Source organism: Aureimonas sp. N4 (genome assembly GCF_001463925.1).
GTDB lineage: Bacteria > Pseudomonadota > Alphaproteobacteria > Rhizobiales > Rhizobiaceae > Aureimonas > Aureimonas ureilytica_A.
In genome coordinates this window covers 67,827-94,821 of record NZ_BBWS01000046.1, presented here as the reverse complement: position 1 = coordinate 94,821, position 26,995 = coordinate 67,827, and the positions used below count along the sequence as shown (strand labels likewise).

Genomic DNA, 26,995 nt, shown 5'->3' with positions numbered 1-26,995 from the left:
AAATCGGAGAAGCAGCCCGGATGGAGAGCGCCGCCGGGCCGCGCACGGACGGACTTTCGACACAGTCCGATCTCCCAGCCCAGCGCATCCAGCGCGGCAGCGGCCCAGCGTTCCGCCGCCATGTCGCGGCGGCGTTTCGGGCCGCGACGGGTGTCGCACTTCCCTGTCCTCACGCGCCTTCCCAACCGCGCATGAAAAAGCCGGGGCGAACCCGGCTTATTTTTCCTTGCGATGGCTGCCCGTCAGAACGGGCTCACGCTTGGCAATCTTACTGTGCGGGCCGCGTCGAGGCATCGAAGGCGCCGCCGAAGCGGTCCCGGTCGATCTCGGGCTGCGAGCGATGGGTCACGCGGCTGCCATCGGGAGCGCCGGCTTCGGCCTGCTGCGGGGCGATCAGCGGCGGGATGTGATTTTCAGCGAGGCGGATGATCGGGCGTGGCGCGGGGACGGGCGCCGACACGGCGGCGATCGCGCCGCTCGTGGCTTCGTCCGTACCGGTCAGAGCCGTTGCGGCGGCCGGAGCGTTGGTGGATTGCGGCCTGGAAAGCGTCGCGGCGACGGTCGGCTTGACCTCGCCGCGCGCTTCGGCCGGATGGGCAGCGACGGCGCGGGCGACGAGGCCCTTGCGCACGGTCGGCTCGACAGCAGCGACGAGCGAGGCGGTGTCCGACATGGCGGGCGTCTTGCGCGAGCGGATCTCCGCCATGTGGCGCTTGACGTTGGAGCAGTAGACGCTGGCGGATTTGGACATAACCGTGGTCCGGTGTCCGCCCTTGTACTTCATCGCCGTGCGGCAGATGTCGCCATTGCCCTCTTCGTAGGCGCCCTTGAGATAGCGCATGCCGTAGCGAAGATTGGTTTCGGGATCGAGCAGGGCTTCCGCCGGGCCGGAGAAGCCGAGGCCCCGCGCCGTGGCGGGCTTGATCTGCGACAGGCCGTAGACGCCCGCGCCGCGAGCGCGCGGATTGTAATGGCTTTCGACGCGCACCACGGCATAGGCCAGTTCGCGCGGAATCTCGTTTTCGTCGGCGGCGGCGGCGATCATGCGGTCGATCTTCGGATCGCCCGTGATCGTGTCCTTGGCGGCCTGCGCGACGTTCTGGATCGTGGCGGCGGACACATTGGCGACGGCGACGGCTTTTTCACCGACCCGCACCGCGCCGGCCACGACCCTGTTCTTGGCGGCAACGGCGGTGCCATAGGCGCGGCTGCCGAGGGAGGGCTTGGCCTCTACGACCTCGGCGCGGGCGGCGACGACGCGCCCGCCCTTCTGTTCGGTCTGTTCGGCGCTCTTCTCGCTCGGCTTGGCGGACGGAGCGATGACGCGGGTCGGACCGTTGTCGTTCTTGGCGATCTGCACGACTTCGGACTTGGTGCCCGACGTCTTGGTGGGGGAGATGTCAGCGGTGCCGCTGAGCTTGTCTCCGTCGGAGACACATGCCGAAAGCATCAAAGGTGCGAGGAGGGCCAAAGAGGCCACCGAAACCATGCGGCCGGAACGCGCGCGAGCGATCCGGGCTCCTTCGGCCCATTGATGCGTCATGCAGGAATCCCCTCAGCTATTTCGCTCGGTGGCAAGCCTTCGTGACCAAACCCGGCCGAAACGTGGCAGGGCTGGGTCAAAGGTTACCGACCGTTCACAAAGATTAGCGCATCGTGACTAAAAAGCACCACCCCCAAAAAACGAAGAATCCAGCCTGTGGACAAGTTCGGTGGCGAAGCGGCTTTCGGCGCGTTAGAAAACAGTCATGAGCACGACCCTTCTCGACCCCGCCGACAACCTCTCCCGCCTCCTGCGCTGCGCCTCCGTGACCCCCGAGGACGCAGGGGCTCTGGGCACGCTGGAGGCTATGCTGAAGCCTTTGGGATTCCTCGTGGAACGCCCGGTTTTCGAGGCCGATGGAACCCCAGCCATCGAGAACCTTCTGGCGATTCGCGGCCAGGCCGGACCGCACCTGTGCTTTGCCGGACACACAGATGTCGTACCGCCCGGGCCCGACGCCGATTGGTCGCAGCCGCCCTTCGCCGCAATCGTTAAAGATGGAGAGATCTACGGCCGGGGCGCTGTGGATATGAAGGGGGGAATCGCCTGCTTCGTGGCCGCCGTCGCGCGACTCGAATCGAAGGGCGCGCTGCCCGAAGGCCGCCTGTCCTTCCTGATCACAGGCGACGAAGAAGGGCCGGCCATCAACGGCACGGTGAAGCTGCTCGCCCATGCCGAACAGGCGGGGCACCGCTTCGACGCCTGCCTTCTCGGCGAGCCGACCAACCCCGAAGCGCTCGGCGACATGATCAAGATCGGCCGGCGGGGCTCGATGTCGGGCGTCGTCACGCTGAACGGGCGGCAGGGCCATGTCGCCTATCCCCATCTCGCCGACAATCCGATGCGCCGCCTCGCCCCCGTCCTCGCCGCCTTGCAGGATACACCGCTCGATGGCGGCACGGAGCGTTTCCAGCCGTCCAATCTGGAAGTGACGACGGTGGACACGGGCAATTCGGCCAGCAACGTCATCCCCGCGCGGGTCGCTATCCGCTTCAACATCCGCTTCAACGATCACTGGACGCCCGAGACGCTGCGCGCCGAAGTGCTGCGGCGAATCGAATCAGCCCTGTCCAGCGCCGCGCCGGGCCGCCCCATGGCGGACCTTTACGAGATGACATGGCGCGAGCCGGTGTCGGATGTGTTCGTGACGGCGCCCGGCCCCTTGGTGGAAAAGTTGTCGGACGCGGTTGAGGCGGTGACGGGTCGCCGGCCCGAACTCTCCACCTCGGGCGGAACCTCGGACGCGCGCTATATCAAAAACCATTGCCCGGTGGTCGAATTCGGACTTGTCGGCAAGACGATGCATATGGCCAATGAACGTGTCGCCCTATCGGACCTCGAAACGCTGACGGCTATCTATGAGACCTTCCTCACCCGCTGGTTCGCCGCCCAGTCCTGATTTCATGCCGAGTCTGGCCGAGATCGCGCGCTACTTCACCGGAGCCGCGCGCCTCATGGCGGGGCGGCGCGACGGGCTGTCGCTTCTCGATATCAGCGCCGACGGGTTCTGGCGATCCTTCGCCGCGCTCGTCGTCGCCCTGCCGCCGACGGTTCTGTCATGGCTGGAATATGAAAGCGTCGAGCGGCCGCCCTTTGCGGGGCATCTCGGGCGCTTCTCGACCTATGGCGCCCATGCGCTGGCCGATCTGACGGCTTGGCTTCTGCCGATCCTGATCATGGCGTCCTTCGCGCGCGTGCTCGGCTTCTCACGGAAGATGGTGCCCTTCGTGGTCGCGACGAACTGGGGCGGCGCGTTTCTCGCCTGGGTCTTCTCGCCCTTTTTCCTGCTCCTGCTGCTGACGGGGCCGAGCGACCTGACGGCGCTGCTCGGACTCGTCGTCGCCATCGCCTCGATCGTCTTGAGCGTGCGGCTGATCGCCAACGCGACGGGGACCGACATTCCCATGTCCGTCGCCATCGTCACGATGATGGTCTTCGTCTCACTCCTCTCCTACGCCGCCGTCTCCGATCTCGTCGGCGTACCCATAGCCTGAGCGAAGCGGCGGGTCTCCCGGCGCTGCATAGTCGACGCGGGTGAGATACAGCCCGTCGGGCGGGGCGACCGGGCCGCAGCGCTTGCGATCGCGCGATTCCAGCGCGGCCACCAGATCATGCTCGCTCCAGCGGTGCTCGCCGACGAGTTTCAGCGAGCCCGCGAAGGAGCGGATTTGATTGTGCAGGAAAGACTGCGCCGAGGCATGGATATGCACCTCGTCGCCGGGTCCGCGCACCACATCCAGCCGTTCCAGCGTGCGCACCGGGCTCTTCGCCTGACAGTTCACCGAGCGGAACGTGTTGAAATCATGCGTGCCGAGAAGGTGCTTGGCCGCGCGGTCCATCGCCTCGACATCCAGCGCCTTCCAGCACCACCAGACCTGACCTTTCAGGATGCTCGGCGGCGGGCGGCGGTTGAGGATGCGATAGAGATAGTGCCGCTTGCGGGCCGAGAAGCGCGCGTCGAAATGATCGGGCACCAGCTCGGCCGAGAGGATCGCGACGCCCCCCTCCTCGCGCAGCCGCGCGTTCAGCGCGTCGCGCACCGTGTCGGTCCGCCAGAGCTTGGGGATATCGACATGGGCCACCTGCCCCGTCGCGTGGACGCCGGCATCCGTGCGCCCCGCGCCGAACAGCGTGACCTCCTCGCTGCAAAAGGCTTTCAGCGCGATCTCGACCGTTTCCTGAACCGACATGCCGTTTTTCTGGCGCTGCCAGCCGCAATAGGCCGTGCCGTCATATTCGATAGTGAGCTTGTAGCGGGGCATGAGCTATCCGAGCCGCGTGCCGACCGGCACGGCCGAGCCGCGCAGGAAGACCTCCGCCGGGCCGGCCTTGCCGCCAGCGCGCTGCACGTCGAGAAGGCGCACCGCCCCCTCCCCCGCCGCGATCAGAAGCCGGTCGTCCAGCGCCGCGCCGGGCTCGCCCGCCCCGTCCACGGCCTCGGCGCGCAGCGCCTTCAGGCGCTCGCCCGACAACGTGGTCCACGCGCCGGGAAAGGGTGAGAAGGCGTTGATGCGGCGCGCGATCTCGGCGGCCGGGCGCGTCCAGTCGATCTCGGCCTCGCCCTTCTCGATCTTGCGGGCGTAGAGCACCTCGCGCCCCGTGCGCGCGGCGATTTCATCCTGCGGCTCAAAGCGGAGCGTGTCGGCTTCGAGTTCGGCCAGCGCCCGCACCATCAACCGGGCGCAGGACTCGGACAGGCGATCGTGCAATTCGCCGGCCGTCTCACGCGCGCCGATGGCGAGCGTGTCGGTCAGCGCCACCGGGCCTGTGTCGAGCCCGGCTTCCATGCGCATCACCATCATGCCCGTTTCGGCATCGCCCGCCTCGATGGCACGCTGGATGGGCGCGGCCCCGCGCCAGCGCGGCAGAAGCGAGCCATGACCGTTGAGCGCGCCGAGGCGCGGCGCATCCAGAACCGCCTGCGGCAGAAGCAGCCCATAGGCGACAACGACGGCGACATCGACTTGGAGCGCGGCAAAGGCCGCCTGCTCGTCCGCACCTTTCAGCGAGACGGGCGTGCGAACCTCGATCCCCAGCCGCTCGGCCTCAAGCGCAACGGGCGAGGGCGTCGGCGCGAGGCCCCGCCGACCGGCTGGGCGGGGCGGCTGCGAATACACGGCCGCGATCTCGTGTCCGGCGTCCGCGACGGCGCGGAGCGTGGGAACGGAAAAGGCGGGTGTGCCCATGAAGACGACGCGCAGCGTCATGATCTCGCCCTTATGGAGGATGGCGCGCGGACGGCGGTGGCGCGTCAGAGCGTCTTCTTGGCCGCCTTGGTGAACTTGCGGATCACCATGTCGCGCTTGAGCTTGGAAATATGGTCAATGAAGAGGACGCCGTTGAGATGGTCCATCTCGTGCTGCAGGCAGGTGGCGAGCAGTCCGTCGGCCTCGATCTCGCGCGTTTCCCCCGTCAGATCCTGAAAGCGCACGCGCACCGTCGCCGGGCGTTCGACCTCGGCGTAATAATCGGGGATCGACAGGCAGCCTTCCTCGTAGACCGAGCGCTCGTCGGACGAGGCGAGGATTTCCGGATTGAGGAAGACCTGCGGCTGCTTCTCCTCGTCTTCCTTGGCGAGGTCGATCACCAGCATGCGCAGGGGCTCGCCCACCTGGATGGCGGCCAGCCCGATGCCCGGCGCGTCATACATGGTTTCCAGCATGTCGTCGGCGAAACGGCGCACCGATTCGTCGATGCGCGCCACCGGCTCGGACACGCGGCGAAGAATGGGATCAGGGAGGATGACGAGAGGCTTGACGGTCATGTCCGTCAGGTAAACGCAGGCGCGGGAGCGGTCAACAGAGCGCGCCATGTTCTCCTTTTGATCTGGTGCATGTCGGACGAATCGCATAGGCTCGCCCCCATGCGCTTCGCTGACCTCGCCGGCCTTCTCGACACGCCTTTGTTCGCTCTCGGCCAGCGCCCTGTGAGCCTCGGCGAAGCTTTGGTCGTGGCAGCTGCGCTCTGGCTCGTCTGGCGCTTCCTGCGACGGTTTCGCCAGCCCGAAGGCTTCGAGGGCGAAGGGGTGGACGCGCTCTTGCGCGCGCAGGCCGAGCTGGCTGGCCGCGTTCATTCCATGGGCGAAATGCTGGGCGCGCGGCAGGCGGAGCTGGCCCGCAGCGTAGCGGAGCGGCTGGACGGGATGGGCCACCGCGTCGGCCGCTCGCTGTCGGACGCGCAGATTCAGACTGGCGAAACGCTGACGCGGCTGGCCGAGCGGCTCGCCGTGATCGACCGGGCGCAGGGCGAAATCCGGGGGCTCGCCGGGGAGGTCGTTCGGCTTCAGGATATTCTCGCCAACAAGCAGGCGCGCGGGGCCTTCGGGCAGGCGCGCATGGAAGCCATCGTCATGGATTCGCTGCCGCGCGGCGCCTATTCCTTTCAGGCGACGCTCTCTAACGGCAAGCGGCCAGACTGTCTCATTCCCATGCCGAACGGCGCGCCGTCGCTGGTGATCGACGCGAAATTCCCGCTGGAATCCTGGAACGCCTTTCGCGACGCGCCGAGCGACGAGCAGCGCGACGCCGCCGCGCAGCGCCTGCGCCGCGACATGGACGTCCATATCAAGGCCGTCTCCGAGAAGTACCTCCTGCCGGGCGAGACGCAGGACACGGCCTTCATCTTCCTCCCCTCCGAATCGGTTTTCGCGGAGTTGAACGAGCATTTCGAGGACGTGATCCGCCGCGCCCACCGCGCACGTGTGGTGATTGTGTCACCCTCGCTTCTGATGCTGTCGATCGAGGTCGTGAAGGCCCTGTTGAAAGATCAAAGAATGCGGCAGGAAGCGGGCAGGATTCAGAAGGAAGTCATTCTTCTGACCGAAGATCTGCAAAGGCTGGACGCGCGTGTTTCGGCGCTTCGAACCCACTTCTCTCAAGCCGGCCGGGATGTCGATCAGATCCTGACCACGACGGAGAAGCTGGTGCGGCGCGGAACGCGAATCGGCAGTCTCGAACTGGAACCGGGCGAACCCTCTCGCCCAGCCGAGAGCGGCAGGGGAGGTCATCAGGCCGATCGTTAAATTCCGAGGGTTTCCCCCAAAGAATCGGCAACCGAGGAAAAAATCCGACAGCCAATTCTTGACAATCTGCTAACGTGTCGGGATCGAAAATGCTTCCGCCGCGTTTTCCACAGGACTGGAAATTCGGGGATCCACCTCATGCGTGGTATGTTGAAGGCAGTTCTGGCAAGTCTCGTGCTCTGCGCGTCGCCGGCGGCTCTTCCGGCCATGGCAACGCAAGCCTTCGCCAGCACGGATTTGGCTTCGGCCTATAATGACAATACCGACGCGGCTTTCCGCATCGGCCTCCAGACGCGCCTCGCCTGGACGGGGGACTATGACGGCACGTTCGACGGGCGCGTCGGACCCCAGACATTGCGCGCCATTCGCGATTTTCAAGCCCGCACCGGGTTCAAACCCGACGGCGTGATGACGGACGCCTTCCTCAAGAAGGTGATTGCCGAGAGCGACAAGGTGCGCGACGGGCTCGGCTACCGGCTGGTGCGCGACGATCGTACCGGCGTCCGCGTCGGCCTGCCCGGCGCGCTCGTCTCCCCCGCTGGCGAAACCGAAGTCGGCTCGGTCTGGCGCTCGGCCGATAGCGGCGTCGAGATCGAGACGGTTCGCTTCCATGACGAGGGTTACTCGCTTCAGGGTGTCTTCAACGTCCTGTCCACGGATGGCGACAACAAGACAGTCTCCTCCTCCACGCTGTCCAACGATGGCTTTACCATTCGCGGTCAGGAGGACGGGCGTTCCTTCCTGATTCGCTTCGCCGATCGCAACGGTGATCTGCGCGGCTTCTCCGTCGCCTGGGACAAGGGGCACGAAGCGGCCATCAAGCCCTATACGGTGGTCGCCTCCAATGCTTTCGACCCGTTCGCGGGCGAGCCGCATAGCGAGGAACTCGGCCCCATGGCCAAGCTCTTTCGCTCCGGCCGCGCTGAAGGTGTCGCCTTTGGCGAGCACGAAACGCAGACCGCGACGCCGCCCGCCGGCGAGCCCCAAGGCCCGGCGCTCGCGGCCCCTGGCTTCGACTCGTCAGGCACCGGCTTCGTCGTGTCCAAGGATGGCTGGCTGCTGACCAACGCGCATGTCGCCAAGAGCTGCAAGACCGTTCTGGTCGGCGATCTCGGCGCGGCGTCCAAGGTGGTGGTGGACGAGGGGCACGATCTGGCGCTCCTGAAGGTCGATGCTCCGGTCGGCAAGCCGCTGCCGATCGTCACCAACAAGCCGCGTCTGGGCGAGGACATTCTCGCCCTCGGCTTCCCACTGCGGTCCATCCTGGCCGATAGCCTGAACGTGACACGCGGCAACATCTCCTCGCTCATGGGGCTGATGAACGACGCGAACTACCTGCAGATTTCGGCGCCCGTGCAGCCCGGCAATTCGGGGGGCCCGCTGGTGGATCTGGCCGGCCGCGTCGTCGGCGTCGTCACCGCCAAGCTCAACGCCGTGGCCGTTGCCGATCTGACGGGCGATATTCCGCAGTCCATCAACTTCGCGATCCGCCCGGACGCCGCCACCCGCTTCCTCGACCAGCACAAGGTCGCCTATCAGACGGCCGATGCCAAGGCCGCGCTGGAAAGCGTGCCGGACGCGACGGCCAAGGTGCAGGACTCGATCTATCCCGTGCTCTGCCTCGGCACGAAGTAAATGCGCCAGATACAACAAGGCGGCCTTTGACGGGCCGCCTTGTTGCGCGCTATGGTGACGGCCACGGGCTGGAGAGCCCCGGCCGTCCGCAGGCTGAACGCCCTTGGTGAAGCTCTCCGATCGAACAGCGTCCAACGGTCATCCCTTGTGGCATGTCGCGGGCGGCAACGCGGACTCCCCTCGCATATCGACATGCACCGAGCGGAGACCCTTATGACACGTTCCCCCAGGCCCCTCCCTGCCCTCGACGGACTGAAGGATCAGGCCAAGCGTCTGCGCGCCGCACTCAGCGAGGACGGCCAGACCCTGTCTTATTCCAAGTCGCTGGAGCTTGTCGCCGCCCAGCACGGCTTTCGAGACTGGAACACGCTTCACGCCCAGATCGGCCATCGCGGCGCCTTCGACCCGTACCGCCTCGGCGCGCGCGTCAAAGGCTTCTATCTCGGCCAGCCCTTCGAGGCGTCCGTCCTCGGAGTCGAGGCGCTGGGGAGCGAGAGCGGTCGCTATCGCCTCGTGCTCCAGTTCGACGAGCCCGTCGATGTCGTGACCTTCGACAGTTTCTCGGCCTTTCGCCGGCGCGTGTCCTGCCGTGTCGACGGCACGGGGCGTACGATGGAGAAGACCTCGAACGGACGGCCGCAGGTCGAGTTGCTCTGGTAGGCCCGCCCGGACGTTGCGAGCGAGCATCGAAGAAAACCGCTCGACCATCAGCCCGAAATTCCAGCCCGACACGCCCCTCGGTCGTCGCCATCACGAAGCAGGGCGGCGGCAAGATCGCGTGAGGTCTTAGGGCGCTGGACAAAAGCATGGCCCTCGGAGCGACCCGGGGGCCTCCTGCGTGAGCGCCGTGAATCTGCTCTTGTGAAGAGCTTCGGTAAGCGCGACCATCGGACGATGGATGGACTCTATCGCTTACCGGAAAGTTTCGAGACCTCGCGCTATCGTCTGCGCCGGGTCACTTCGCAGGACGCTTCTTCGATCTTCGACAGCTATGCCAGGGACACGACTGTCACCCGCTACTTGGGTTGGCGGCCCCATGCGGAGCTGTGCGAGACCGAACGCTTTGTGGAGAACGTCGCACAGGAATGGGAGACGGGACGCGGCTACCCGTTAGTCGTGTCTCCCAATTCGAATCCCGATGACATCATCGGCATGTTCCATCCCCATGTAGAACCCGGCAAGGTGAACTACGGCTACGTTCTAGCTCGTAGCGCCTGGGGGAACGGTTGCGCGACCGAGATACTGACATGGCTCGTTGAGCATGCCTTGTCTCATCCAACGGTGTTTCGCACAGAAGCCTTCTGCGATGTCGATAATCCCGCCTCTGCACGGGTTATGGAGAAAGCCGGCATGACCCGAGAGGGCATTCTACGCCGATACTTCCTTCATCCGAACGTCTCGCAGTGTCCGCGAGACTGCGCCAGATACGCTCGAATCCGATAGGAGAGAGACTCGAAGCCGACAGTAGATGCAACGAACCGTTGGAAGGGCGGAAACTCCCCCTTCCCAGACTCAAACGCTCGCCCGCTCAAACCGCCCACTTCTCATCCCCCGTGAACGCCACCGTCAGCCAGCGATCCGGGCCTGCGCCGCCGATGGCCTTGCCGACTTCCTCACGGATGGCGTCGAAGGCGCCGATGCGGCCGAAGTCGCGGTCGGGAGGCACGACGAAATGGATCTCCACCATGCGCGAGCGGCCGGCGCGCGAGACATAGGTGTGGGCGCGGATGAAGCCGTGGCGGCGCACGGTCTCGTCGGCTACCCGCCGGGCCAGGGCGTCGAGATCGGCCGGGGCGAGCAGCAGGATGTCCTGAAAGGCCTTGAATACCGTCTGAAGCGGAACGGGAATGAGACAGAGGGTCAGGAGCGCGAGGATCGCCGGATCCACATAAGGCGTCCAATGCGCGTAGGCTGTGCCCTCCAGCGCCCAGGCGACGATGAAGGCGCAGAGCAGCGCGGCGGTGATCGCGCCGGACATGACCCAGCCCTTGGCGTCCAGCGCGATGAAGGAGGAGTTGAGGACGCGGTTGGCGCGCCGGCCGTAGATCGCCATCACGATGCAGATCACGACGACGAAAAACGAATAGACGATGGCCCAGCCGAATTCGAGCGAGCGCCCGCCATCGAGGATCGTGCCAATGGCGTTGACGAAGGCATAGAAGGAGAGAAGCGACAGAAGCCCGCCATTGAAGGCGAGCACCATGGGCTCGAAATGCCAGAAGCCCATCTGGAAACGCTGGCTCGTGTCGCGCGCGATGAGGCGCGTGACGAGAAGCGCCATGCCGGTCATCGAGGCATCCACCACGGAGAAGACGCCATCGAACGCGATCGACAGCGATCCCGACAGGATGCCGAACACGACGCCCGTCGCCCCGATCAGGAGCGTCATGGCGATGGAAAGCTTCAGAACGGCGCTTTCGTCGGGCGCGGCGGCAGGCATCGGAGGGCTCCGGTCGTGGCAATCGACAAGGAGCTAGGGCAGGCCGGTTAAAGAAGCAGCCTGCCGGACGCTGACAGGCCGCTCACGAACGCGTCGTCAGCCGAGCCGCTTGGCATCAACCGAGTTTCTTGGCGAGCGCCGGGGTCGGCCAGCAGGTGGCGGGCAGGCCCAGCTTCTCCTCCGCCTGGCCGATGGAGCGGCGCGTCTTGAAGCCGGCCAAGCCGTCCGTGCCGCCGACATCGTAACCCTGTTTCTGCAACCGCTCCTGAAGGCGCGAGACGTCGCCCCGCGTCAGGCCGGACGCGCCCGGCCAGCGCGCGTCGAAGCCCCCGCCGCCGGCGATCCGGTCGGCCACATGGCCGATGAACAGGGCGTAGAGGTCGGAATTGTTGTATTCCTTGATGACGTAGAAATTGGGCGTCGCGACGAAAGCCGGCCCGAGGCGGCCCGCCGGCATCAGGAGATGGCCGGGGCGCTTCAGCTCGGCGTCGGGAAAGCCGCGGCCCGAGGCGCGCGCGACCCCGGCTTTGGCGAAATCGGCGATCGGGCGCGGACGATCCGGCCCCTCACCCGTGCAGGACACGCCGGCTGGAAAGCGCGCCTCGTAGCCCCAGGGCCGGCCGCGCTGCCAGCCCGACATCTGGAGATAATGGGCGATGGAGGCGAGCGTGTCGGGCACCGAATTCCAGATATCGGGGCGACCGTCGCCATCCTCGTCCACCGCAAGCGCGCGAAATTTCGAAGGCATGAACTGCGGCTGACCCAGCGCGCCGGCCCAGGAGGACTTCATGTCCGAGACCTTGAGATGGCCTTCCTGCACGATCTTGAGAGCAGCGATCAGCTCGGCGCGGAACATCTCCTTGCGGCGCGAGAGATAGGCCTTGGTGCCGAGCACCTCGAAGGCATTGTAGGGAATCTTCGCCGCGCCATAGCCGGACTCGCGGCCCCAGACGGCGAGAACGATCGGACCGGGAACGCCTGTTTCGCGTTCGATGCGCTGGAGAAGCGCGCCGTTGGCCTGCAGGAGCGCGCGGCCCTTGGCGACGACGCCCGCGATCTTCTTCTCGTCGAAATAGGCGGCGGGGCTCTGGAACTCGGCCTGACGGTTCACCTCCTCCACCTTCGGCTTCTGGCCGGGGAGCTGCAGGTCGGGCAGGCTCAAGTTGGGCTCCACGCCCCGGAAGGCGGCGTCGAAGGTCGCGCGCGACACGCCCTTCGCCCGCGCCTCGGGCCAGATTTCACCCTCCAGAAAGCGGCGGAAGCCGGCCTCGATCTCGGGCTTGGGCGCGGCCAACGCGGGCGCCGTCACAGCCATCAGGGCAAGGCACAGGGCCGCCAGTCGCTTCTTCATCATGCGGATTCCTTGGGGGAGACAGTCCCTCTCCCGCCGGAAGGCTAAGGCCACGAGCTTGCGTCGAACTCGTGGCGAGGGGTCTCACGTCTTGGCGAGAGGGCCGGCCAGAAGGCGCAGCACGGCGGCCGGGTCGCCCGTCCCCGTCCCGTCCGGCGGCGCGCGGCCGTCCAGCGCCAGGACCGCCAGCCCATGCACCAGCGCCCAGCAGGCGAGCGTGGCGGCGGGGTCGTTCGTCAACGTGGCCACCCGGCGCGCCAGAACGCCGTAAGCCGTTTCACCCACAGGCTCGCGCGGCACGCAGGCGCCCGAGAACATCAGGCGAAACAGCGCGGGATGCGCTTGCGCGAAACGGAGATAGGCGAGCCCCTGCGCGACCACGGCCTCGCTCCCCTCCGCCGTCGCATCGGCTTCCACCAAGGCCTCGCGAAGCCGCTCGAACCCATGGCCGGCCACCGCGCCCATGAGCGCGGCCTTGTCGGCGAAGTGGCGATAGGGCGCCATGGCCGAGACGCCGACATCCCGCGCCAGCGCCCGGAGGCTGAGATCATTCGCCCCCCCTTCCAGCGCCGCCACAGCGGCTGCGATCAGCCGCGCACGCAAACCGGACTCTTCGATGGGAGACATGACTGTTTACGCCGTACACATTCCGCGCTACGTTTACGGTGTAAACAAGGAAGCCTTCCCGATGCAAGCCAAACCGAAGCGCCAAAGCGTCGATCTCTCCGCCTTTCCCGATCTTGTGATGGTGCTCCTGGGTTTTCAGGTGCAGGGCTGGCGCGGCGTGCCGGCGCTCCTGCGCATTGGCCGGGGCCTGCGCGCGCTGCGCGACCACGCGCCGGACGGGCTCCTCTGGGACCAGCAGTTCATTTATGGTTGGAATCATGTCGGCATCCGCCAATATTGGCGCGATCCGGACAGTCTGGAGCGCTTCACCCGCGCCGAGCCCCATTCGCTCTGGTGGCGCGCTTTCCTGCGCGATGCCCAGACCTGCGGCTTCTGGCACGAGGCCTTTCACGCGCGCGGCGGCGTCGAGGCGATCTATATCAACCTGCCCCGGCCCGGCGGCCTCGCCGCCTTCGCGCCCGAGCGCGCGCCGATCGGCCCCTTCATGACGAGCCGGGACCGCGTGCGCGCCGATGCCGAAGCGCGGCGGGGATAGGGTCTATATCTTGGTGCGCGAGCGCATGGCGGCCGAGAGCGTGCCCTCGTCGAGATAGTCCAGCTCGCCGCCGACCGGCACACCATGGGCGAGGCGCGTGATCTTGAGATCGAACCCGTCGAGCTGGTCGATGATGTAATGCGCTGTTGTCTGACCCTCGACCGTGGCGTTCACGGCGATGATGATCTCGGAAATGCCCCCTTCCGTGACGCGCTCCACGAGGCGGCGGATGGTGAGGTCTTCCGGGCCGATTCCTTCCAGCGGCGAGAGCACGCCGCCCAGCACATGATAGCTGGCGTTCAGCGCCTTGGCACGCTCCAACGCCCAGAGATCGGACACGTCCTCCACCACGATCACGGTGGAGCGGTCACGCCCGGCATCGGTGCAGATCGTGCAAGGGTCGCGCGTGTCGATATTGCCGCAATGCGAGCAGACCTTCACCTCCTCCGCCGCCTCGGCCATGGCCGCGCCGAGCGGGCGCAGGAGCTGTTCGCGCCGCTTCACCAGATGCAGGGCGGCGCGCCGGGCCGAGCGGGGGCCGAGCCCCGGCAGCTTGGCGAGAAGCTGGATCAGCCGCTCGATCTCGGGACCGGCGATGGACTTGGCCATTCGGGAAGACGCTTTCAGCGGTGTCTCAGGCAATGGGGCGGCCCCGCAGGGCCGCCATAGGCGTAGCGAAAAGCCTAGAACGGCAGCTTCAGGCCCGGAGGCAGCGGCAGGCCGGCGGTGAGGGCCTGCGTCTTTTCCTGGATCAAGGCGTCGAGCTTGCGCTTGGCGTCGGCATGGGCGGCGACGATGAGGTCTTCGAGAATGTCCTTCTCGTCGGCCTTGAGAAGCGAGGGGTCGAGATTGAGCGATTCCAGTTCGCCCGAACCTTTCAGCGTCACGGACACGACGCCGCCGCCGGCCTGGCCGGTGGCCGTCGCGGTCGCGATCTCGGCCTGCAGGTTGCCCATCTTCTCCTGCATGGCCTTGGCCTGCTTCATCATGCCCATGAGATCCTTCATGCCGGGCCGTGCTCCTTCTGCCGCGTTGAATCGAAAAGCTCAGTCGTCGTCATCGTCGTCGCCGGGTTCCAGCGACGCGTCGAACGCTATGTCGTCATCCGCGCCGCCCATGCCAAGGTCCGGCTCGCCCACATCATATTGTTCAGGCAGGCCACCATCCCCGACGAAATCGTCCAGGGGCTCGGCGGGTTCCGGCTCGGGCGGCGTTTCCGGCTCGCTGCGCAGGCGCACCTCGCGCACTTTCGCGCCCGGCATGGCGGCGAGAATGGCCGCGACATCGGGGTCGGCCTCCGCCTCGCGGATCAGCTGCGCGCGCCGCGCCGCCTCGATCTCCTCCAGCGTCTCGCTGCCGCCCGACGGCGCGACGGTGACGACCCAGCGCAGGCCCGTCCAGTCGAACAGACGCTTGGCGAGATCGCCGGCAAAGCTCACCGGCGCGCCTTCGGCGGGCTGGATTTCCAGGCGGCCGGGCTCGATGCGCACCAGCCGGAGATAGCGGCGAATGCGCGTCTTCATCAGCGAATCGCGCTTCTCGCCCGCGAGCTTTTCGAGATCGCGCAAGGAGGCCGGCATAGAGAGCGGATCGGCATCCACCGCGCCGACGCGCGCGGGCTGCGCGTCCGGCGCGGGCGCGGCCATGCGCGCGGCGAGCGACAGTCCGCCGCCCTGGATCGTGCGCAGCTGCATGGTCGGCCCGCCGCCGGGCCCCGAGCCGTTCGGCCCCAGGGAGCCACGCGCATCAACCGCCGAGCCACCCGGCGCGCCGTTGCCCGGCAGGCGTGGCTGACCGCCCAGCGCGCCACCGAGCGCCGCCAGTTGACCGCCGCCTTCGCGCAGAAGCTTCACGAGTTCGTCCGGCGAAGGCAGATCGGCGGCATAGGCGATGCGGATCAGCGCCATTTCGGCGGCCTGACGGGGCGAGGCGGCGGAGCGCGCCTCCTCGATCGCCTTGAGAAGCATCTGCCAGACTTCCGACAGGGTGCGCACGGAGAGGCGCGCGGCGAAGTCGCGCCCGCGCTCCACCTCGTCGGGCGAGAGCGAAGCGTCGCCCGCCGTTTCCGGCACGAAGCGCAGCGAGGTGACGAGATGGCTGAAATCGGCGAGATCGGTCAGCACCACGACCGGATCGGCTCCGGCCTGATATTGCTCGGCGAACTCGCGCAAGGCCCCTGCCCCGTCGCCCTTCATCAGAAGCTCGAACAGATCCACCACCCGCGCGCGATCGGCCAAGCCCAGCATGTCGCGCACGGTCTGCGCGGAGACATGGCCCGCGCCGTGCGCGATGGCCTGGTCGGTGAGCGACAACGCATCGCGCACCGAGCCCTCGGAGGCGCGGGCGATGAGGCGCAGCGCGCCTTCCTCGGCCTCGATCTTTTCGGAGCCGAGCACGCGCTGGAGATGGCTCATCATCGTGGCCGGATCGACGCGGCGCAGGTCGAAGCGCTGGCAGCGCGACAGGACGGTGATGGGAACCTTGCGGATTTCGGTCGTCGCGAAGACGAATTTCACATGCTCGGGCGGCTCTTCCAGCGTCTTCAGCAGGCCGTTGAAGGCCTGCGTGGACAGCATGTGCACCTCGTCGATAATATAGACCTTGTAGCGCGCCGAAACCGGGCGATAGCGCACCTGCGCGATGATCTCACGGATATCGTCGATGCCCGTGTGCGAGGCGGCGTCCATCTCCACCACGTCCACATGCCGGCCTTCCATGATCGCCTGATCGTGGATGCCGGGCTCGACCATATGGATGGTCGGCTGGTGGATCGTCTCGGTCTCGTAATTCAGGGCGCGGGCGAGGATGCGGGCGGTGGTCGTCTTGCCGACGCCGCGCACGCCCGTCAGCATCCAGGCCTGGGCGATGCGATTCGCCTCGAAGGCGTTGGTAAGGGTGCGCACCATCGGCTCCTGGCCGATCAGGTCGTCGAAGGAGCGCGGCCGGTATTTACGCGCGAGAACGCGGTAGGAGCCGCTCGAGCCCCCCGTTTCAGCCAGTTCGTCGCCGTTCTCAGCCATGCCGTCTCGTTCGAATGCGCCCCCGCGCCGGGGCGAGCCCACGCGGCGCGACACTAAAGCAAAGGGGCCCGATTGGAACCCGCGCTTTGTCGCTGGGACGGGTCTACAAGGCTTTTCGCTCAATGCAATGCGCAGGAGGCGAGGCCATGCGTGGGAGGCCATTCGCGCCCATAGCTCTTCGAAGCCGGCTCTTACACGCGAGCGGGCTTGGCGAACGGATCAAAACGGGCGAGGGAAAGGGTGGGAGGCTGGCACGATGACCCGCGCCGGATTCGCTGGGGCTGCTTCCTTCCGGACCTGACCCGGTTGGCGAGCGGCTCGTCCACCACCAACCTCCCAAGGCTCATATCGTGGAGAAACGTGCCGAATGCAAGCCACCACCGATCACGAACTCGACGAACGCCTTCGGGCCGACACGATTTTCGTCTCCGACCTGCCGCTGTCGCGCCTTCTCCTGATGAACGACCGCCGCTGGCCCTGGGCGATTTTGGTGCCGCGCCGCGCCGGGATCGTGGAACTGTTCGATCTCGCAGCCGAGGATCGCCATCAGCTCGACGCGGAAGCCTGTGACGTTGCGAAGGCGATGCAGGCTTTGACGGGGGCGGAAAAGATGAATGTCGCGACGCTGGGCAATATCGTGCGTCAGTTCCATCTTCATGTCGTCGCGCGCCAGAAGGGCGATCCGAACTGGCCCGGCCCCGTCTGGGGTTTCGGCGCGCGCGAGCCCTATTCCTCCGATGAGGCGCAGTCCCTTCGCGCCCGCCTTCTCGAAAGCCTGTCATGAGCGCTCCGTCCCCCCGCCTCGGCTTTGTCGGCAACCGCCTCGTCCGCGACGGAGAGCTCCGAACCGAAACGAGCCTTGCCGAGGCGCTGGATCACCCGGAGGCCGGCTTCTATGTCCAGGCAGCCGGGCAATGGCTGGCGCATCAGGATGGCGACGCGATTCGCCCGCTCTTCGGGCGCGCGGAAGCGCAGGCGCTTTTGGGTTCGCAAGAGGCGGAGCTTCTGCTCGGCCACACCGGGGATGGGCAGCCGCGTCTGGCCGTGCGCCTATCGGAGGCGCGGATCGCAGCACTCGGGATGGAGGGCGAAGGGGCGGAGCGGCGTCTGGGTGGCCTGTCGCTGTTCGACCTGCGCACGCTCGGCCTGCACGTAGCCCTCGACGCCGACACGGAAGGGCAGCTCGCCCAAGCCGCCCATCTCCTGAACTGGCATGATTCGGCCCGCTTCTGCGGGCGCTGCGGCGGCGCAACCGTGTCGGAGGCAGCAGGCTTCCGACGCCGCTGCACAAAATGCGATCACATGATCTTTCCGCGCACGGACCCGGTGTCGATCATGCTGGTGCAGGACGGGGCCGGCCGCTGCCTCATGGGGCGGCAGCCGCATTTTCCCGCAGGCATGTGGTCCTGCCTTGCCGGCTTCATCGAGGCAGGCGAGACGATCGAGGACGCGGTGCGCCGCGAAACCTTCGAGGAAGCTGGGATCACGGTCGGCGCCGTGTGCTACCATTCCTCGCAGCCCTGGCCCTTTCCGAACTCGCTGATGATCGGCTGCACGGCCGAGGCGCTGACGACGGAGATCCAGTTCGACGGCGCGGAACTGGAGGATTGCCGCTGGTTCGACCGCGAGGAGGTGCGCGCCATGCTGGAAGGGCAGCACCCACAAGGGCTCACCCTACCGGCTCCCTTCGCCATTGCGCACCACCTGATTCGTGCCTTTTTGGAAGGCAGGGAGCGCGATGATGCATTTCTATGAGGCAATTTCTTAAAATGCGATGAACGGAAATATGACCATGCCATGCGCAGATTGCACAACTGGCGTGCAGACTTTGCTCTCCTAAGAGGCAGAGGGGTCGCTTATATCTCGGTCAACAAACGAACCCATTCTGGAACAGTCCGATGATCACCGAGATCGCCTCCCGCCTCCGCAACCTCCGCTCTCACCGCCGCACCGTCGCCGAGCTCAGCCGCATGGACGACCGTATGCTCAGCGACATCGGCGTGCTGCGCGGCGACATCGAGCGCATGGTTCGCGTCGGCCGCTAAGCGCAGAAAGAACCCGCCGGGCACCTCGACCCGGCCGTCGAAAAAGCCCCGCCAAGCGGGGCTTTTTGCTGTTTGGGGTTCGGGTTCGAACAAGGGGTGGGCGACCGAGGCCACCCTCCCCTCAGCCCCTTATTCGCCGATGGCGGGCGCGGGCAGTTCGGGCCGGTTGGGCGCGGCCGAATAGACGCCGAGAATGGCCAGTCGCTTGGAGAAGAACTCCAGTTCCTCCAGTGCATGGGCGACACCCACATCGTCCGGGTGCCCTTCGATATCGGCATAGAACTGCGTCGCCACGAACTTGCCCTCCAGCTGGTAGCTTTCGAGCTTGGTCATGTTGACGCCATTTGTGGCAAAGCCACCCAGCGCCTTATAGAGCGCTGCCGCGACATTGCGCACTTCGAAGACGAAGGTGGTGACCACGCGGTTGTCATTCTTTGCCCAAAGCGCCCGGCCTGCCTCTTTTCGCGTCAGAACGACGAAGCGCGTCGCGTTGTGCTCGGCGTCCTCGACATTCTCGGCCAGGATATCGAGCCCGTAGAGATCGGCGGCCAGACGCGGTGCGAGGGCCGCCACATGGCGCTCCTCCATTTCCGAGACGATGCGCGCCGCGCCCGCCGTATCGCCGGCCACGACCGGCTTCCAGCCATTGCGCCGGATGATGCCCCGGCACTGGCCGAGCGCGTGGACATGGCTGTGCACTTCCTTGATGTCGGCCAGCGTCATGCCCGGCTTCACCATGAGCTGGAAGCGGATCGGCAGGAAGAACTCGCCGACGATCTGCAAGCCGGACGAGGGAAGAAGATGGTGCACGTCGGCGACGCGCCCCGCCAGCGTGTTCTCGATCGGGATCATGGCGAGATCGGCCGTGCCGTTCTGGACGGCGGCAAACGCGTCCTCGAAGCTCGGACAGGGCAGCGGCTCCAGATCGGGATACATGGCCTGACAGGCCATGTCGGAATTGGCCCCTCGCTCGCCCTGGAAGGCGATGCGCCCGGTGCGAGCCGGCGGCAGGAAGGCGCGGCGCGCCTCTTCCAGCTGATAGGCCGTGTCGACGCCGAGCGGCACGGCATCGACGATCTCGGCGTCGATCCGCATGCCCGCTTCCAGCGCGCGCAGCTGCTCCAGCCGCTCGCGCACCTCCAGCGGCGAGGGCTTCAGCGTGACGAAGCGCTCCAGCGCGGCGCGGCGATAGGCATAGATGCCGACATGGTGGAACAGCGGCCCGTCGCCCGTCGGCGCGGTGGCACGGGTGAAATAGAGCGCGTTCAGCCGGCGCTCGCCGTTCGGCGTGCCGATCAGCTTCACGACGTTCGGGTCCTTGGCGTCGGCCTCGTTGCCGATCTCGACCACGACGGTCGCGATATCGCAGTCCGGGTCGGCGAAGGGTTTGAGAACGGCGCGCACCGTCTCCGGCTCGATGGTCGGCAGATCGCCCTGGAGATTGACGATCACGTCCACCTCGCCCTCGGGATCGACGGCCTGCAGCGCCTCGAAGATACGGTCGGAGCCCGACGGATGGTCGGCGCGCGTCATCACGGCCTCGAAGCCGGCGTCCCGCACCGCGCGCAGCACCTCGTCGCTGTCGGTGGCGACCACCACACGGCCGATGGCGGCATCGCGCGCGCGCTCGGCCACGCGCACGATCATCGGCGCGCCGGCAATGTCGGCCAGCGGCTTGTTGGGCAGGCGGGTCGAGGCGAGACGCGCGGGAATGAGGACGAGTGTGGACATGGACGCAACTTTCGGGGCCAATCGCACGAAATCCCGCCCGGAATGCGCGAGATAACGCGGAGCTGTGACAGGTGGGCGCTTGATCCATTCCGGGGGGAATGTCAGAACGCTTCCAGACTTTGCGTGTCTTTCGAAAGGCGCGGGCCGAAAGGTCGCCGCTCGCATTTCGAAAGACACGCCGAGGGGGCTTATAGGGGGTGCCGCTATCCGGCAAAAGGCCCCAAGGCGCTTGCGGAGGAAGGGACTTGTCCTTTTCCCCTTCAGACGCCGAGCATTCGACGGCCCGGGGCCTTCCGCACCGAACGAGCGGACGGCCCTGGTATCATGACTTCGTGTCAGCAGCGTTCGCCGGTCGCCGGGCCGGTTGGAGAGGGAGCCGCCCAGCCACATGGATTCTTTCGAGGCCAACAAGATTTTCGGCGCCGTTCTGGGCACCGTCTTCGTTCTGTTCGGCGGCAGCCTTCTGGCCGAAGCCATTTTCCATTCCGAAGTGCCGGAAAAGCCGGGCTTTGCGATCACCGCCGCCGAGCCGGCCGCGGGCGCGGCCTCCGCGGCCCCGGCCGCAGCCGACGTGACGCCGGTCGGCAAGCTCATGCAGACCGCCAATGCGCAGGCCGGCGCGGCCATCTTCAAGCGCTGCCAGGCCTGCCATTCCGGCGAGAAGGGCGGCCCGAACAAGGTTGGCCCCGATCTCTGGGGCATCGTGAACCGCCCGATGGCCTCGCACGAGGGCTTCTCCTACTCGGCCGCCATGACCGAGTTCTCCAAGGGCAAGACCGTCCTCTGGGACTGGGATCACCTGAACCACTTCCTGCACGGCCCCAAGCAGTACATTCCCGGCACCGCCATGGGCTTTGCCGGCCTGCCCAAGGACCAGGAACGCGCCGATCTTCTGGCCTATCTCGGCACGCTGGCCGACACGCCGGTTCCGCCGCCCGCGCCCGATGCCGGCGCGAGCGAAGCGGCCGCCCCCGCGGCCGGTGCGGGCGATGCCAACGCTCCCGCCCCGACCAACCCGGCCACGACCACCAACAGCAGCCCCGGCGGCAACGACCCGGTGACGCAGCCCCAGAGCGGCGGCACGACCGACGCCACCACGGGCGCGGCCCCGACAGCGCCGCCCTCCGGCGCGGTGCCGGCCACGGGCGACAACGCCACCTCCGCCCCGCCGCAGGCTCCAAGCCCGGCCGAGGCGCAGAACCCCGGCGCGGCTCCGGCAGCCCCGGCCCCGGCACCCGCGCAGTAAGGCGGGCGCCAACGAGATCAAAAGGTCGGGCGGCGACGCCCGGCCTTTTTGCGTTTCAGCACTTTTCGCGTTTCAGGACGATCGCGCCGCTCTGCGACGAGAGCGTGATGCCCGAGGGCATGGACACCGGCCGCTCGGCCATTACACTTTCGTATCTCGGCGCCCGTCGCCCGAGGATGGCCATATTGATCCGGCCGTCTGGGCTCCGTCTTTTCGCCTGTCCCGCCTGGAGTTCGCTTTGCCGATCGCATCCCGCGCCGTTTCCCTCCTTCTCGCCTCGGCGCTTCTCGCCGGCACCGCCTCGCTGGCCTATGCCCAGCAACCGGCGCCCGCCCCGACCGCCGCTCCGGCGGCGGAGGCGGGGGAATGGCACACGTCGTCCTCGCTGATCCGGCCGTCGAAATATGGCGAGACCTTCCAGCGCTACGATTACGTGAACCCCGACGCGCCGAAGGGCGGCGTCCTGCGCCTGTCGGCGCCCGGCACGTTCGACAGCTTCAACCCGTTTCCCGTGCGCGGCACGCCGGCGGCGGGCTTTGCGGTGCTGGGCGGGGGCCTCGTCTATGACACGCTTCTCGACCAGTCGCCCGACGAGCCTGGCGTCAGCCACGCGCTGATCGCGGAAGCGCTGCGCTATCCCCCGGACTTCTCTTCGGTCACCTACCGACTGGACCCCGACGCCCGGTTCAGCGACGGGCAGCCGATCACGGTCGAGGACGTGATCTGGAGCTTCGAGACGGTGAAGGCGCTGTCGCCGCTCTATGGCAATTACTATCGCAGCGTAACGGGCGCGGAGAAGACCGGCGAGCGCGAGGTCACCTTCCGCTTCGACCAGATCGGCAATCGCGAACTGCCCAACATCATGGGCGATCTCGTGGTTCTGCCCAAGCACTGGTGGGAAGGCACGGGGTCGAACGGGCAGAAGCGCGACATCACCGCGCCGACGCTGGAAGTGCCGGTTGGCTCCGGCCCCTACCGCATCAAGAGCTTCACGCCGGGCTCGGACATCACCTGGGAGCGGGTGCCCGACTACTGGGCCGCACAAAAGCCGGCGCGCATCGGCCGCTACAATTACGACGAAATTCGCTACACCTATTTCCGCGACCAGAGCGCCAGCTGGGAAGCCTACAAGCGCGGCGGCTTTTCGGACTACCGCGTTGAGAACAGCGCCGGCCGCTGGGCGCAGGGCTACAATTTCCCGGCCTTCAACGATGGCCGCGTGAAGAAGATGGCGCTGGCCTCCGAAACCGGGCAGCCCATGCAGGGCTATGTCCTGAACACGAGGCGCGAGAAATTCGCCGATCCGCGCGTGCGCCGCGCGCTGACGCTAGCCTTCAACTTTCAGGACATGAACAAGAACCTGTTCTATGGCCTGTACCAGCGCACGACGAGCTATTTCCAGGGCACGGAACTGGCCTCTTCCGGCCTGCCGAGCGAGGGCGAGCTGAAGCTTCTGGAGCCGCTGCGCGACAAGATCCCGCCCGAGGTCTTCACCACGCCCTTCACCCTGCCCGATTATTCGCAGCCCAGTGCCGAGCGCACCTATCTGAAGCAGGCCTTCGATCTGTTGACCGCCGCCGGCTGGACCCGCAAGGGCTCGCAACTGGTGAATGCCAAGGGCGAGCCGTTCCGCATCGAGTTCCTGGCGACCGATCCGTCTTCCTCGCGCGTCATTGACCCGTTCGCCAACCAGCTGAAACGGCTCGGCATCGAGACCTCGACACGCATCGTGGACGTCTCGCAATATCTGGCGCTGACCAACAGTTTCGACTTCGACATCGTGACCGACGTGATGGCGCAGTCGCTGTCGCCCGGCAACGAACAGCGCGAGTTCTGGACAACGCCGGCGGCCTCGCAGCCGGGTAGCAAGAACACGGCCGGCATCCGCAACGAGGCGGTGGATGCGCTGGTCGAGAAGGTGATCTACGCGCCCGACCGCGACAGTCTGGTGACCGCCGTCCACGCGCTCGACCGCGTTCTTCTCTGGAATTTCTATGTCGTGCCGCAATGGCACAATCCGGAAATCTGGGTGTCCTATTGGGACAAGTTCGGAATGCCCGAGAAGCAGCCGGCCTATGTCGGGCTCGACCCTTATTCCTGGTGGGTGAAGGGCGAGGTGCCGGTGAACACGCCGGCCGATGCGGCGGCGGCCGGTGCGCCGGACCCGGCGGCCAAGCCCGCCATCCCGCCCGTGCAGCCTTGAGAGGCGCGCCATGACCGGCCCCCTCCGCCTCCTCTCGCGCCGCGACTTCGGCAGGCTGGCCTTGGCGGCGGGCGTGGTCGCCGCGCTGCCGCGCCTGGGGTTCGCGGCGCTCGCGCACGACACCAAGCTGCACGGCCTCTCGCCCTTCGGCGATCTGAAATACCCCGCCGATTACCAGCAGTTCGACTACGCGAGCCCCGACGCGCCCCAAGGCGGGCGCTTCACCTTCACGGCGTCCAGCTGGGTGCTCAATCAGGCGCCCGATACGTTCGACACGTTCAACACCTTCATTCTTCAGGGCAACGCGCCGCCGCGGATCGAAATGCTCTACGAAGGGCTGATGGTCCGGACGCTGGACGAGCCGGACGCGATCTATGGGCAGCTGGCCGAGAGCGTGTCCGTTTCGCCCGACAATAACACATTCCGCTTCGAGCTTCGCCCACAAGCGCGCTTCTCCACTGGCGCGCCGGTTCTGGCTTCCGACGTCGCCTTTTCCTATCGCACCATGAAGAGCGAGGGCCACCCGGCGCTCGCCATTCAGCTGGCCGAGGTCACGGAGGTGACGACTGAGGGCGAGCGCGGGGTGACGATCCGCTTTTCCGGCCGGCAGACCCTGCCGACCGCGCTTCAGGCGCTTTCCATCCCGATCGTGCCGGAAAGCTTCTTTCAGGATCGACCGTTCACGCAGGGCGGCTTCACCGAAATTCCGGGCTCCGGCCCCTATCGCATCGGCCGCTATATCGCCGGGCGCTTCATCGAATACGAGAAGCGGCCCGACCATTGGGCCAAGGACATGCCCTTCCAGCGCGGGCTGGACCATTTCCAGACGATCCGCGTCGAGTTCTACCGCGATCGCCAAAGCGCGCTGGAAGCCTTCAAGAAGGGCGACACGACCTATCGCGAGGAGTTCACCACCAAGGCTTGGGCGACGGAATATCAGTTTCCGGCCGTGACCGATGGGCGCGTGCAGATGCGCCAGTTCGAGGAAGAAAAATGGCCGCGCTTCCAGTGCTGGGCGCTGAACCAGCGCCGGGCGCAGTTTCAGGATGCGCGCGTGCGCCGCGCGATCAATCTCTGCTTCGACTTCGAATGGACCAACGCCAATCTTCTCTATGGCCTGCGCGAGCATTCGCAATCGCCTTTCGAGAATTCCGATTTCGTGGCCGTGGGCGCGCCGCCCCCGGAGGAACTGGCGCTGCTGGAGCCGCTGCGGGCCGACCTGCCGCCGGAGGTCTTCGGCGAAGTCTGGCGCCAGCCCATTTCGGACGGGTCGGGCCGCGACCGCAAGCTCCTGCGCGAGGCCGCCGACCTGCTCCAGGCCGCCGGCTGGACGCGCAAGGGCTCGCAGCTCGTGAATGCGCAAGGCACGGTCTTCCGCCTCGAACATTTGATCAACGACCCCGAGCAGGCGCGCGTCTACGGCAAGATGATCGAGAACATGAAGCTTCTGGGCATCGACGCCTCGCTGCGCCTCGTGGACGCCGCCCAGTATCAGGACCGGCAAAGCCGCTTCGACTTCGACATGATGCTCTGCGCTTTTTCGCTGAACGGCACGCCGACGCGCGAAAGCCTCGGACTCTTCTTTGGCTCGGCCGCGCGCGATCGCAACGGCTCCTACAATTATCCGGGCACGGCGAGCCCGGCGGTGGACGCCCTGATTGCGAAAGTCGGCGAGGCGCAGGACCGCGAAAGCCTTGCCATCGCCATGCGCGCGCTGGACCGGACCTTGCGCTGGCGGCTGGACTGGCTGCCCAATATCGGCTCCACCGGGCATAATGTCGCATGGTGGGACATGTTCGGCTTTCGCGATCCCAAGCCCGATTACGGGTTTCCGGTGGAACGGCTCTGGTGGTACGACGAGGCCAAGGCGAAGGCGGCGGGTCGGGCTTGAGCCCGCCGCACCGTCTGATCGCCGCGCAACGGAACGGGTGAATGGCCGCCTATATTCTTCGACGTCTGGCTTTGATGATTCCGACCCTGTTCGGGATCATGGCCGTTTCCTTCATCGTGATCCAGTTCGCGCCGGGTGGCCCTGTGGAACAGGTCGTCGCCAGCCTCCAGGGCCAGGGCGGCGGCGCGGCCGACCGGCTGGGCGGCGGAGGTGGCGGCGAAGCCGCTGCGATGTCGGGCGAATCCTCGGGCTATCGCGGCGCACAGGGGCTGGACCCCGAGTTCATCAAGCGGCTGGAACAGCAGTTCGGCTTCGACAAGCCGCCGCTCGAACGCTTCGCCACGATGATCTGGGACTATGCCCGCTTCGACTTCGGCACGAGCTTCTTTTCCAACGCGACCGTGGTCGATCTCATCATCCAGAAGCTGCCGGTTTCGATCTCGCTCGGGCTCTGGATCACGCTTCTCTCCTATATCATCTCGATCCCGCTCGGCATCCGCAAAGCCTTGAAGGAGGGCTCGCGCTTCGACACCTGGACGAGCGCCGTCATCATCGTGGCCTATGCCATTCCGGGCTTTCTCTTCGCGGTTCTCCTGATCGTGCTCTTTGCCGGCGGCTCGTTTCTCGACTGGTTCCCGCTGCGGGGCCTGACCTCCGACAACTGGGCCCAGCTCTCCTGGCCGGAGCGGATCGTCGATTATTTCTGGCACCTGACGCTGCCGCTCATCGCGCTGTCGCTGTCGGCCTTCGCCACGACGACGCTGCTCACCAAGAACTCGTTCCTCGATGAAATCCGCAAGCAATATGTGACCACCGCGCGCGCCAAGGGCCTCACCGAGCGCCGCGTGCTCTATGGCCATGTGTTCCGCAACGCCATGCTGATCATCGTCGCGGGCTTCCCCGGCGCCTTCATCTCGGCCTTCTTCTCCGGCTCGCTCCTGATCGAGACGATCTTCTCGCTGGACGGGCTCGGGCTTCTCTCCTTCGAAAGCATCTACAAGCGGGACTATCCCGTGGTTTTCGCCACGCTCTACATCTTCTCCCTGATCGGCCTGCTCACCACGCTGATCTCCGACCTCACCTATACCTGGATCGATCCGCGCATCGATTTCGAGAAGCGGGAGGTTTGATCCGTGGCGCATTCTTCGGACAACCCGCCCGAACTCATCAAGGCCGCCGACGCCGAGGCCGACACCGGCGCGCTGGC

General features: G+C 66.5%; 25 protein-coding genes, 1 other RNA gene and 1 pseudogene. 14 read left to right on the top strand and 13 right to left on the bottom strand.

The window, feature by feature from the left end; translation table 11 throughout:
- Window positions 1–268: 268 nt before the first annotated feature.
- On the bottom strand, window positions 269–1,543 hold the full coding sequence (locus tag AUL28_RS14755; RefSeq protein WP_062233974.1) for a lytic transglycosylase domain-containing protein: 1,275 nt from the start codon (window positions 1,541–1,543) through the stop codon (window positions 269–271).
- Window positions 1,544–1,748: 205 nt separating this feature from the next.
- Here AUL28_RS14755 and dapE point away from each other — a divergent pair, with 205 nt between their 5' ends.
- Window positions 1,749–2,942, top strand: coding sequence for a succinyl-diaminopimelate desuccinylase (dapE, locus tag AUL28_RS14750; protein ID WP_062233971.1), 1,194 nt, complete (start codon window positions 1,749–1,751; stop codon window positions 2,940–2,942).
- Window positions 2,943–2,946: 4 nt separating this feature from the next.
- Window positions 2,947–3,537 (top strand): hypothetical protein, encoded by a 591-nt coding sequence (locus AUL28_RS14745; RefSeq protein ID WP_058601014.1) that lies wholly within the window; start codon window positions 2,947–2,949, stop codon window positions 3,535–3,537.
- On the opposite strand, the gene truA is transcribed toward AUL28_RS14745, so the two are convergent.
- The 3 genes from truA to def are packed head-to-tail and all read right to left on the bottom strand — an operon-like array spanning window position 3,484 to window position 5,807.
- Window positions 3,484–4,305 carry a tRNA pseudouridine(38-40) synthase TruA gene (gene truA, locus AUL28_RS14740; protein WP_062233968.1) on the bottom strand — a complete coding sequence of 274 codons (822 nt, stop codon included), beginning with the start codon at window positions 4,303–4,305 and terminating at the stop codon, window positions 3,484–3,486. The two genes, AUL28_RS14745 and truA, sit on opposite strands and share 54 nt — an antisense overlap.
- A gap of 3 nt (window positions 4,306–4,308) precedes the next feature.
- Window positions 4,309–5,250: a methionyl-tRNA formyltransferase gene (fmt, locus tag AUL28_RS14735; RefSeq protein ID WP_062233964.1), complete on the bottom strand. Its 942-nt coding sequence runs from the start codon at window positions 5,248–5,250 to the stop codon at window positions 4,309–4,311.
- 44 nt (window positions 5,251–5,294) lie between these two features.
- Window positions 5,295–5,807 carry a peptide deformylase gene (def, locus tag AUL28_RS14730; RefSeq protein WP_062234312.1) on the bottom strand — a complete coding sequence of 171 codons (513 nt, stop codon included), beginning with the start codon at window positions 5,805–5,807 and terminating at the stop codon, window positions 5,295–5,297.
- Between the two features lie 99 nt (window positions 5,808–5,906).
- Between def and AUL28_RS14725 the strand changes: the two genes are divergently transcribed.
- The 4 genes from AUL28_RS14725 to AUL28_RS22180 all read left to right on the top strand — a co-directional run bounded on the left by AUL28_RS14725 (window position 5,907) and on the right by AUL28_RS22180 (window position 10,142).
- A complete protein-coding gene (locus tag AUL28_RS14725) occupies window positions 5,907–7,064 on the top strand; it encodes a DNA recombination protein RmuC (RefSeq protein ID WP_062234309.1) in 1,158 nt (385 codons plus the stop codon).
- A 138-nt stretch (window positions 7,065–7,202) separates the two neighbouring features.
- The gene (locus tag AUL28_RS14720) at window positions 7,203–8,699 is read left to right on the top strand and encodes a serine protease (RefSeq protein ID WP_062233961.1); all 1,497 of its coding nucleotides are present in this window, start codon (window positions 7,203–7,205) and stop codon (window positions 8,697–8,699) included.
- A gap of 213 nt (window positions 8,700–8,912) precedes the next feature.
- Window positions 8,913–9,359, top strand: a complete 447-nt coding sequence (locus tag AUL28_RS14715) for a glyoxalase superfamily protein (RefSeq protein WP_062233958.1) — start codon at window positions 8,913–8,915, stop codon at window positions 9,357–9,359.
- 234 nt (window positions 9,360–9,593) lie between these two features.
- Window positions 9,594–10,142 (top strand): GNAT family N-acetyltransferase, encoded by a 549-nt coding sequence (locus tag AUL28_RS22180; protein ID WP_082640482.1) that lies wholly within the window; start codon window positions 9,594–9,596, stop codon window positions 10,140–10,142.
- Window positions 10,143–10,227: 85 nt separating this feature from the next.
- Here the strand turns inward: AUL28_RS22180 and AUL28_RS14710 are convergent, their stop codons facing one another.
- The 3 genes from AUL28_RS14710 to AUL28_RS14700 form a co-directional block, all read right to left on the bottom strand.
- The gene (locus AUL28_RS14710) at window positions 10,228–11,139 is read right to left on the bottom strand and encodes a cation diffusion facilitator family transporter (RefSeq protein ID WP_062233955.1); all 912 of its coding nucleotides are present in this window, start codon (window positions 11,137–11,139) and stop codon (window positions 10,228–10,230) included.
- 115 nt (window positions 11,140–11,254) lie between these two features.
- The gene (locus tag AUL28_RS14705; RefSeq protein ID WP_062234306.1) at window positions 11,255–12,490 is read right to left on the bottom strand and encodes a lytic murein transglycosylase; all 1,236 of its coding nucleotides are present in this window, start codon (window positions 12,488–12,490) and stop codon (window positions 11,255–11,257) included.
- A gap of 84 nt (window positions 12,491–12,574) precedes the next feature.
- Complete coding sequence (locus AUL28_RS14700) at window positions 12,575–13,117, bottom strand: TetR/AcrR family transcriptional regulator (protein ID WP_082640481.1); 543 nt, start codon at window positions 13,115–13,117, stop codon at window positions 12,575–12,577.
- Between the two features lie 61 nt (window positions 13,118–13,178).
- Between AUL28_RS14700 and AUL28_RS14695 the strand changes: the two genes are divergently transcribed.
- Window positions 13,179–13,652, top strand: a complete 474-nt coding sequence (locus tag AUL28_RS14695) for a monooxygenase family protein (RefSeq protein WP_062233952.1) — start codon at window positions 13,179–13,181, stop codon at window positions 13,650–13,652.
- 3 nt (window positions 13,653–13,655) lie between these two features.
- Here AUL28_RS14695 and recR read toward each other — a convergent pair whose 3' ends face one another.
- From recR to ffs, 4 genes are all read right to left on the bottom strand, one after another.
- Window positions 13,656–14,261 carry a recombination mediator RecR gene (gene recR / locus AUL28_RS14690; protein ID WP_062222899.1) on the bottom strand — a complete coding sequence of 202 codons (606 nt, stop codon included), beginning with the start codon at window positions 14,259–14,261 and terminating at the stop codon, window positions 13,656–13,658.
- Window positions 14,262–14,335: 74 nt separating this feature from the next.
- Window positions 14,336–14,659 carry a YbaB/EbfC family nucleoid-associated protein gene (locus AUL28_RS14685; protein ID WP_062233949.1) on the bottom strand — a complete coding sequence of 108 codons (324 nt, stop codon included), beginning with the start codon at window positions 14,657–14,659 and terminating at the stop codon, window positions 14,336–14,338.
- Window positions 14,660–14,698: 39 nt separating this feature from the next.
- Window positions 14,699–16,672: a DNA polymerase III subunit gamma/tau gene (locus tag AUL28_RS14680; protein ID WP_062233947.1), complete on the bottom strand. Its 1,974-nt coding sequence runs from the start codon at window positions 16,670–16,672 to the stop codon at window positions 14,699–14,701.
- Window positions 16,673–16,912: 240 nt separating this feature from the next.
- An RNA gene (gene ffs, locus AUL28_RS14675) (signal recognition particle sRNA small type) lies at window positions 16,913–17,009 on the bottom strand.
- A gap of 30 nt (window positions 17,010–17,039) precedes the next feature.
- Between ffs and AUL28_RS14670 the strand changes: the two genes are divergently transcribed.
- From AUL28_RS14670 to AUL28_RS22175, 3 genes are all read left to right on the top strand, one after another.
- On the top strand, window positions 17,040–17,456 hold the full coding sequence (locus AUL28_RS14670; protein WP_058601001.1) for an HIT domain-containing protein: 417 nt from the start codon (window positions 17,040–17,042) through the stop codon (window positions 17,454–17,456).
- Entirely contained in the window at window positions 17,453–18,427 is a 975-nt protein-coding gene (gene nudC / locus AUL28_RS14665; protein ID WP_062233944.1) for an NAD(+) diphosphatase, read from the top strand. The genes AUL28_RS14670 and nudC overlap by 4 nt, the downstream gene beginning before the upstream one ends.
- A 143-nt stretch (window positions 18,428–18,570) precedes the next feature.
- The gene (locus AUL28_RS22175) at window positions 18,571–18,717 is read left to right on the top strand and encodes a DUF1127 domain-containing protein (protein WP_082640480.1); all 147 of its coding nucleotides are present in this window, start codon (window positions 18,571–18,573) and stop codon (window positions 18,715–18,717) included.
- 129 nt (window positions 18,718–18,846) lie between these two features.
- Here the strand turns inward: AUL28_RS22175 and AUL28_RS23330 are convergent, their stop codons facing one another.
- Entirely contained in the window at window positions 18,847–19,668 is an 822-nt protein-coding gene (locus AUL28_RS23330) for a prephenate dehydratase (protein WP_058601032.1), read from the bottom strand.
- 120 nt (window positions 19,669–19,788) lie between these two features.
- Window positions 19,789–20,448 (bottom strand): annotated as a pseudogene (locus AUL28_RS23325) (3-deoxy-manno-octulosonate cytidylyltransferase); the annotation flags it as partial.
- 388 nt (window positions 20,449–20,836) lie between these two features.
- Here AUL28_RS23325 and AUL28_RS14655 point away from each other — a divergent pair.
- The 4 genes from AUL28_RS14655 to AUL28_RS14640 all read left to right on the top strand — a co-directional run bounded on the left by AUL28_RS14655 (window position 20,837) and on the right by AUL28_RS14640 (window position 26,918).
- The gene (locus tag AUL28_RS14655; protein WP_062233941.1) at window positions 20,837–21,694 is read left to right on the top strand and encodes a c-type cytochrome; all 858 of its coding nucleotides are present in this window, start codon (window positions 20,837–20,839) and stop codon (window positions 21,692–21,694) included.
- Window positions 21,695–21,932: 238 nt separating this feature from the next.
- A complete protein-coding gene (locus tag AUL28_RS14650; protein WP_062233938.1) occupies window positions 21,933–23,897 on the top strand; it encodes an extracellular solute-binding protein in 1,965 nt (654 codons plus the stop codon).
- Between the two features lie 10 nt (window positions 23,898–23,907).
- A complete protein-coding gene (locus AUL28_RS14645) occupies window positions 23,908–25,788 on the top strand; it encodes an extracellular solute-binding protein (RefSeq protein ID WP_062233935.1) in 1,881 nt (626 codons plus the stop codon).
- Window positions 25,789–25,829: 41 nt separating this feature from the next.
- Window positions 25,830–26,918 carry a microcin C ABC transporter permease YejB gene (locus tag AUL28_RS14640; RefSeq protein WP_058600997.1) on the top strand — a complete coding sequence of 363 codons (1,089 nt, stop codon included), beginning with the start codon at window positions 25,830–25,832 and terminating at the stop codon, window positions 26,916–26,918.
- Window positions 26,919–26,995: the final 77 nt, after the last annotated feature.